The sequence below is a fragment of the Candidatus Angelobacter sp. genome (assembly GCA_035607015.1).
In the GTDB taxonomy this organism is placed as follows: Bacteria; Verrucomicrobiota; Verrucomicrobiia; order Limisphaerales; family AV2; genus AV2.
In genome coordinates this window covers 1-8,449 of record DATNDF010000005.1, presented here as the reverse complement: position 1 = coordinate 8,449, position 8,449 = coordinate 1, and the positions used below count along the sequence as shown (strand labels likewise).

Sequence of the window (8,449 nt, the reverse complement as noted above, 5' to 3'; positions counted from 1 at the left end):
CGATGACTCTGCAGGCTGATACCCCGGTGACTTCGCTGGAATTCCGTTCCTTTACGACGAACGGCGTGTTGCTTGACGCGGTGCAGGTGACCGCAATCAATGCCGGACATGAAGCGTACTTTCTCCCCGAGGAAACACTGAAGCCGTTTATCGGCGAGAACGCGTTCGGCAACTGGACGCTGGAGGTTTCGGACGACCGCGTCGGCGCGTTCACACCCGCGACTCCGCCGTTCCTGCTGAGTTGGAAGCTGGATTTTGTTTTCTCGAACACGAACGCTCCCGCGATTCTGCTGACCAACTGCGAACCCTTTACCAACGTGGTGTCCCTCTACGACACGAATTGCGTGCCGCTGACGAACACCGTCGCGGGTGACATCGTGAGCGGGGATGGAATCAAGTATTTCATTGTGGACGTGCCGCGCCGGGCCACCATGGCGACCAACATACTGGACGGCAGCGGAAACCTCGTGCTGCTGTTCAATCAGGATGCCCTGCCGACTGGAACGAACCCCGGGGATTACCAGTACCCCTACGTGCCTCCCGGATCGCAGCCTCTTCTGACTCTCTTCACGAATGGCACTCCGCAGCTCCTGCCCGGTCAGCGCTATTACCTCGGTGTGGCCAACGCGAATCCGGGCCAGACCAACACGTTCACACTCAGTGTCGCGTTCGACCAGATCGACACCACTCCGATCTCGGTCATCACCCTGACAAACGGTGTTTGCTACACGAATACCATCCCGGTCACCAACGCGCTGGATTACTTCCAGTTTACCGTGTCTCCGAGCGCCACGTCTGTTTCCTTCGATGTCACGCCACAAAACGGCGACGTGGGTCTGGTCGTGCGCAAGGCGTTGACGGTGCCGGATCCGCTGCCTCGGCCGCTCGCGGGCGAGTTTGATTATCTGAGCGACAACCCCGGCACAAACGCCGAGCAGATTCTGATTGATAGCCAGTCGTCTCCGGTCAGGCTGCAGCCGGTCGTTTGGTACCTTGGTGTTTACAATGTTGATACGAACGCGGTGACCTATTCGATCTGCGTCAATGAGTCCACGAATGCCAATCCGGGCCTCAACATCATTCCGCTGACCAATGACGTGCCGGTCAATTTTACCATCGCGGCGGGCTCACAGCTGACGAACTTTTTCCGGTTTACGATCACCCAGACCAACGCGGCGGTCGCATTCTGGCTATACAATCTCGACAATCCCGCGGATCTTCTTGTGGACCAGTTTTTCCTGCCCGATCCGAGCAACTACCTGTTTGGCGTTTCGGGTTCGAGCAACAGCCCAGCCCAGATTCTTGTGGATACGAACTTTTTCCCGGCGAATCTCAACGGCGACTGGTTCCTGGCGGCCATCAATCAATCGACCAATGATCTGAACTTCACCATCCTTGCCACGTTCTCGACAAACGGTCTGCCAACCAACATCGTCATCAACCCGCAGTTGGTCATCACCAATGGCGATCTCTGCCTGAGCTGGAATTCCGTTGTCGGACAGGACTATCATGTCGAGGCGAAGACCAATTTGACCGATCTGACATGGACCGTGATATCGCCGACGATTACCGCGACGAATACGACCACCACTTACTGTGTGCCAATCAGCGGGCCGCAGCTTTTCCTGCGGGTTGTCCAGGGCGCGGGAGCCGCGGGGCCACTGATCAATTTCTCGAGTCTGACGATGACCCCGGGAGGTTTTGTTTTGAACTGGACGGCGCCGGTCGCTGATCGGTTCAACGTGCAATACGCCACCAACCTGCCGCCCGTTTGGATGACCTTCACCAATCTCATAACTTCTACCAACGGCAGTTTTACCTTCACCGACGACGGATCGCAGACCGGCGGCCTGGGTGGCCTGCGGTTTTATCAACTCATCCTGCTGCCCTGAGCTACCCCGCATCGTCGGACGCATAAAACCCGGCGCCGGAACCCGCACGGAGCCGCCAGACAACCTGCTTTCCTTCCCGTCGGCGCCCCCTTAAACTGTCCGGATTATCTGGTGGAAGTGTTTCGGTTCCATGAGTAAGGAATTCATCAGGATCGGTGGCGCGCGAGAGCACAATCTCAAGAACCTCACCCTCGACATTCCCCGCGATCAACTGGTGGTGATCACCGGGCTCAGCGGATCGGGGAAATCATCGCTTGCGTTCGACACGATCTTTGCGGAAGGGCAGCGGAAGTACGTGGAATCTCTTTCCGCGTACGCGCGACAGTTCTTGGACCAACTGCAGAAACCGGAGGTGGATTACATCGAAGGACTGTCGCCGGCCATCGCCATCGAACAGCGCACATCCGGTTCGAATCCGCGTTCAACCATCGCAACCGCGACGGAGATTTACGATTACCTGCGCCTTCTATTTGCAAACGCCGGGCAGCCGCATTGTCCTCGAAGCGGCGAGCCGATCACGCACCAGACGGCCAGCGACATTGTCGATCAAATCCTGGCCCTGCCATTGAAAACGCGCGTCATGCTGCTCGCGCCCGTGGTAAACCGGCAAAAGGGGGAATTCCGCGACGTGATTGAACGGCTCGCGCGCGAGGGGTTCGTCCGTGCGCGGGTGGATGGACAGATGGTTGAACTGGCGGCCAATGTGCGCGTGCAGCTCGACCCGAAGGCAAAACACGCGATCGAAGTTGTGGTGGACCGGTTGATCATTGATGATCGTATTCGCACGCGCCTGGGTGACTCGGTGGAGACCGCGTTGAAGTGGGGTGGAGGGCGACTGATTGTGCTGCACCAGTCTGCGGAGGCCCAAACCGGGCCGTGGGTCGAAACTGCCCACTCCAACCGTTTATACAGTCCCGCCACCGGGTTGAGTTTTGACAGGCCAACTGCCAAACATTTTTCCTTCAATTCACCGATGGGAGCATGTCCGGTCTGCCACGGTCTAGGGCAAAAGATGGTGTTCGACGAGGGTCTGATCGTCCCCGATCCGGAGAAATCACTTGATCAGGGCGCCGTCCTGCCCTGGCGCCGCGGCGGCAAACGGATGATCGTCTATTACAAAAGCATGTTGCGCGCGGTGGCTCAGCATTACGGACAGAGCATGGACGCGCCCTACAAATCGTTGCCCGGGGAGTTCACGAGCGTCCTTTTGCGCGGATCCGGTTCCACAGACGTAACGTTTCATTTCTGGCGGTCCGGCAAAATGAGCAAGGTCACGCGTCCATTCGAGGGCGTGATCCCAAATCTCGAACGGCTCTATCAGGAGAGTGAAAGCGAATTTACACGGAATCGGTTGAAGCATTTTATGAGTCCTCAACCTTGCGACGCGTGTCGCGGACGGAGGCTCAAGCCGGAGATACTTGCGATCACTTTGGGTGGAGAAGCGTCGTCGGCGCGGTTCCACGCAACACGGTCGGACACAAAGACAATCCCGGGCCTGTCGATCATGGACGTATGCGCGCTCTCAATAGACCAGGCGGTCGAATTTTTTGATGGCCTGCAATTGACCGATTTTCAGCATAAAATCGGCGACGAGGTCATAAAGGAAATCCGCTCGCGGCTCGGCTTCATGCGAAATGTCGGTCTGGGTTATCTGACGCTGGATCGCGAGAGCGGCACTCTGAGCGGCGGGGAAGCGCAGCGCATCCGCCTGGCGACGCAGATCGGAGCCGGACTCGTGGGAGTGCTTTATATCCTCGACGAGCCCAGCATCGGGCTGCATCAGCGCGACAACGAAAAGCTTTTGAAGACGCTGGAAGGGCTGCGCGACCTCGGCAATTCAGTGCTTGTCGTCGAACACGATGAGGAAACAATCCGCCACGCGGACTGCATCATTGATCTGGGGCCGGGCGCCGGCGTTCACGGCGGAGAGGCGGTTGTGGCCGGGACGCTGCCGGAAGTGCTCGCGCATGAGCGCTCGCTGACCGCCCGCTACCTTCGGGGTGAACTGTCCATCCCGGTTCCAAAGAAGCGCATCCGGCCGTCCGCTGACCGAGGGTGGCTGGAGGTTCTTGGCGCCAGCGAAAACAACTTGAAGAATATCGATGCGCGGTTTCCGCTCGGGGCATTGACCTGTGTGACGGGCGTGAGCGGCTCCGGCAAAAGCACCTTGGTCGACGACATTCTGCGCCGGGCTTTGTTTCGCCGGCTATATGGGTCGAAGGAACGTCCGGGTACGCACCGCGAGATCAGGGGGATCGAGAATCTGGACAAAGTCATCGTGATCGATCAGTCGCCGATCGGGCGGACGCCACGCAGCAACCCCGCGACCTACACCGGAATGTTCAATGCGATCCGCAATTTGTTCGCAAAACTGCCCGCCGCAAAAATCCGGGGCTACGAGGCGGGTCGTTTCAGTTTCAACGTCAGGGGTGGCCGGTGCGAAAAATGCCAGGGTGACGGACTCATCAGGATTGAGATGCATTTCCTGCCGCCGGTCTATGTGACGTGCGAGACTTGCAATGGCAGGCGTTACAATCGCGAGACACTGGAGATCACTTTCAAAGGGATGAACATTGCGGACGTGCTTTCCATGACCGTGGACGAAGCCGTTGATTTTTCTCGAGCGGTTCCGCAGGTGCATGAGCCGTGCCTCACGCTTTCCGAGGTCGGTTTGGGGTACCTCCGGCTGGGGCAACAGGCGACGACGCTCAGCGGCGGTGAGGCCCAGCGCATCAAGCTCGCAGCTGAATTGAGCCGGAAAGCCACGGGGCATACGCTGTACATCCTCGACGAGCCCACGACCGGTCTGCATTTTCACGACGTGGCAAAACTGCTCGAAGTGCTCTTCAAACTTCGTGCCTCAGGCAACACCTTGCTGATCATCGAGCACAATCTTGACGTCGTAAAAACCGCCGATTGGATCATTGATTTGGGGCCCGAGGGCGGGGCAGGCGGCGGACGCATCGTTGCGGAAGGACCTCCTGAAGAATTGGCACGGTGCGACGAAAGCCATACTGGACAATTTTTGCGTCGCATCCTTTCGCGCACGCCCGCATGATGCGCCTCTGCGTGAACACCTTTGCTCCACGGACCCACCGCCTCTTCGGTTGCCGGGGGTGGGTTTTCCTCCTGATGACGTTGCTCCTCGGGCCGCTCGCCGCTCTGCGGGCAGCGGGTGCAGCCGAGGGGCGCGCTTATGAGGTTGCGGCCAACATGTTTCGCGGCGGGTCGTACGCGCTGGCAGAAAAGGAGTTCGCGGATTTCATCAAAAACCACCCGGATTCGGAGAAAATCCCCGAAGCAGTGCTGTTGCAGGCCGAGTGTCGTTATCAGCTGAAGAGGTTCGACGATGCCCTGGCTCTGCTGCGCGAGCGGCTGGCGAACGCCGGCAGACTCGCGGATCAATACCGTTACTGGATTCCGGAATGTCTGTTTCAGAAGGGCGATTATGCCGGTGCCGCCGCCGCCTTTGCCGGGATGCTGAATGATTTCGGCGACTCGCCCCGGCGGCTGGAGGCGAGTTTGGGGGAGGCCTACGCCCGGTTCAAACTGGGCGACCTCCAAAAAACGGCGGAATTGCTAAGTCAGCCGGGCGGCGCGTTCCAACAGGCGGCACAGAAGCGGATGAATGAAGAAGTGGCCATCCGCGGCCAACTGCTTCTGGCCCAGGCCTACCTTGGCCTGAAGAAATATCGGGAAGGTGAAGATGCGTTGGGCCGACTGGCGGACCGTCAGGTGCCCGCGGAACTGAACCGGCAGCGGTTGTACCTGCTGGCGCGCCTGAAATTCTCCGGCGGACAACTCGACGCGGCGCTCCAGACCACGACGAATCTGCTCGGGGAGTTGTCTGCGGCCACCAACGCCACCACTTCGAATCTGGTAGCCGACGCGGCGGTTCTGCAGGGCGAAATCCTGGAACAAAAGAATGAGCCCGAATCTGCGATCCGGGCTTACGAGATCAATCTGAGCACAAATGCACCGATGGCGCGCCGCCGGGAGGCATTGCAGCAAATTGTCAAACTGACACTGGCGCAGAATAAAATCGGCGAGGCGGGAACCCGGCTCGAAAAGTACGTCGCCAGCAATCCCGCGGACCCGCTTTTGGATTTGCTGCGACTGACACTGGGTGAACTGCGGCTCAAAGAATATTTCGAGCGACCGGAGGCTGCGCGACCGGGCGCGACAAACCTGTTACTGCAGGCAAAGTCCCAGTTTGATCAGATCATCGCCAACACGAACAAACAATTTGTCGCCCGGGCGCAACTGGACCGCGGCTGGTGTCTGTGGGAGGATGGCTTCATCCGCGCTGACACGAATAAACTTGCGGCGAGCGGGACTGCCTTTCGCGCCGCTGTCGAACAGTTGCCGCCCTCGCAGGAACAGGCCGTCGCGCGCATCAAATGGGCCGATTGCCAGTTTGGCCTCGCGGATTACGCCGGCGCGCTGACGAATTACTGGCTGGTCGCAACCAATCACGCCGACATGCCCAGGGTTCAAGCGGAGCTGGCCGGGCTGGCGCTTTATCAAATTGTGCGCGCGAGCATCCAACTTGGGAACCTGCCAAGCGCGGATCAGGCCGTTGCCAGGATTCTGTCCGCCTATCCGGACGGGGATGAGAGTGATCGAAGCGCCTTGCTATATGGTCAGGCCTTGAACCGACTCGGTGATCCGGCGCGCGCGCGCGAGTTTTTTGCCGGATTCACGAACAGGTTTCCTCAGTCTTCGATGCTCCCAGAGGTCGAGCTGGGAATCGCCAGGACATACGAACAGGAGGAGAATTGGGGAAAGGCCCTGGAGCTTTACGATCAGTGGCTGGCGGGACACTCCGAACACCCTTTACGGCCGAAAGTCGAATTTGACCGTGCTTGGGCCAGTTATCTCGCGGGCAACGAAGGAGGCGCGTTGAGGTATTTCGCCGATTTCGTGGCGCGATTCCCGACCAACTCGCTGGCGCCACAGGCGCAAATCTGGATCGCGGATTACTATTACCGGTTGGGAGGCACGAATTATGTCAATGCAGATGAAAACTACCAAAAGGTCTTTCAAAACCCGGGCTGGCCTCGGAAAACGGAGTTGTACTTTCGCGCGATGATGATGGCTGGCCGTGCCGCTTACGCGCGTCAGGGTTACCGGGACGCCACAAATTACTTCACTCGCTTGATTAAAGAACTGACGCAATTGAATACGCCTTCTTCACTGTTGCCTTCGGCCTACTTGGCTCTGGCCGACACCTATGTTCAGTATCCCGAGGCGGCGGGAGCGACAAACACCCTTGAGAACTTCAAACAAGCCATCGAGATTCTTGGAAAAATACCCCGCGAGTTCCCCACCAATACGCTGGTGCCGGCGGCATGGGGCAGAATTGGCGACTGTTACCTGCAAGTGGCGGGCCAGACGCAGGACGCAAAAGACTATGATCGCGCGATGAATGCCTATACGAACGCGCTTGACCCGACCCTGCCGGCGGACGCGACATGTCGCAGTGGCGCCGAAGTCGGCCTGGCGCGGGCTCTGGAGATGCAATCGACCCTCGCCTCGTCGAACGAGCGGACCAACCTGCTGAATGAAGCGCTTCGGCACTATTTGTATGTCGTGGATGGGAAAAATCTCCGCGAGAACGAAACTGCCGACCCGTTCTGGGTCAAAAAGGCGGCCGACGAGGCCGCACGCCTGGCTGAATCCCAACAACTGTGGGAAGTGGCGGCGAATTTGTACCGTCGACTGATTGACGAACTGGCGCCCGCATTACGTAAGACCTGGGAACTCAAACTTGAAAAATTGGCGCAACCTCACTTGTCCGCGGAGAAGCCCAAAAACTGATTTGGCCCGTTTGACACCGAATCACGCATCTGATAATTTGCCTTCGTCAGTTGGAATATGAACTCAGCCACCGAGCCCAATGTCGTTGTCAGCCTGACTGAGAGCGCGGCCGAGCATGTCAGAGCGCTTCTTGGCAAGGAAAAGGACACCGCCGGGAAGGTGTTGCGCGTGTTCGTTGAGAACGGCGGGTGCTCCGGTATGCAATACAGCATGGTGTTTGACGAAAGGCGGGGCGACGATGTTTCGGCCGAGTTTCACGGTGTGTCCGTCCTGGTGGACCCTTTCAGTGCCAATTATCTTCGCGGCGCGGTCATTGATTACAAGGACGAGCTCAACGGCGGCGGGTTCAAGATTTCGAACCCGAACGCTCGTCAAAGTTGCGGGTGTGGCAAATCTTTCGAGGCCTGAGCAGGATACGTCCTGCACGGCCTAATAAATGCCGTTCCGTGTGATGCGGAACGGCTTTTCTTTTTACCGGCGCACGTAGATTTGCTGCTTGGCATTTGGCTCCACCCGCGATTTCATTTCCCCGCATGATTGGCAATCTGCTCGCGCCCGAGCTTAAGGAACTGATTCGCCAGCGCAATTTTGCCCAATTGCGCGAAATCCTTTGCGACTTTCCGCCACCGGACATCGCCGAGATCTTCGTTGACCTGAAACCTGACGATGAGGCTGTGCTGTTGCGCCTGCTGCCCCATGATCTCGCCGCCGAGGTGTTTGAGTACCTGCCCCTCGAA

General features: G+C 58.4%; 5 protein-coding genes. All 5 read left to right on the top strand.

What is annotated here, in order from left to right; translation table 11 throughout:
* The coding region (locus VN887_00160; GenBank protein ID HXT38411.1) for a hypothetical protein at positions 1-1,892 on the top strand (1,892 nt) is incomplete at its 5' end.
* Between the two features lie 130 nt (positions 1,893-2,022).
* Positions 2,023-4,950: an excinuclease ABC subunit UvrA gene (gene uvrA / locus VN887_00155; protein ID HXT38410.1), complete on the top strand. Its 2,928-nt coding sequence runs from the start codon at positions 2,023-2,025 to the stop codon at positions 4,948-4,950.
* Between the two features lie 74 nt (positions 4,951-5,024).
* Positions 5,025-7,712 (top strand): tetratricopeptide repeat protein, encoded by a 2,688-nt coding sequence (locus VN887_00150; protein ID HXT38409.1) that lies wholly within the window; start codon positions 5,025-5,027, stop codon positions 7,710-7,712.
* 57 nt (positions 7,713-7,769) lie between these two features.
* Positions 7,770-8,120, top strand: coding sequence for an iron-sulfur cluster insertion protein ErpA (gene erpA / locus VN887_00145; GenBank protein ID HXT38408.1), 351 nt, complete (start codon positions 7,770-7,772; stop codon positions 8,118-8,120).
* A 125-nt stretch (positions 8,121-8,245) separates the two neighbouring features.
* Positions 8,246-8,449, top strand: a 204-nt coding sequence (locus VN887_00140; protein HXT38407.1) for a magnesium transporter, incomplete at its 3' end; no start/stop codon positions are given.

What these genes read in the sequence shown, in the direction of transcription:
- uvrA (HXT38410.1), top strand. Translation starts at nt 2,023, where the DNA reads ATGAGTAAGGAATTCATCAGGATCGGTGGCGCGCGAGAGCACAATCTC.
- VN887_00150 (HXT38409.1), top strand. Translation starts at nt 5,025, where the DNA reads ATGACGTTGCTCCTCGGGCCGCTCGCCGCTCTGCGGGCAGCGGGTGCA.
- erpA (HXT38408.1), top strand. Translation starts at nt 7,770, where the DNA reads ATGAACTCAGCCACCGAGCCCAATGTCGTTGTCAGCCTGACTGAGAGC.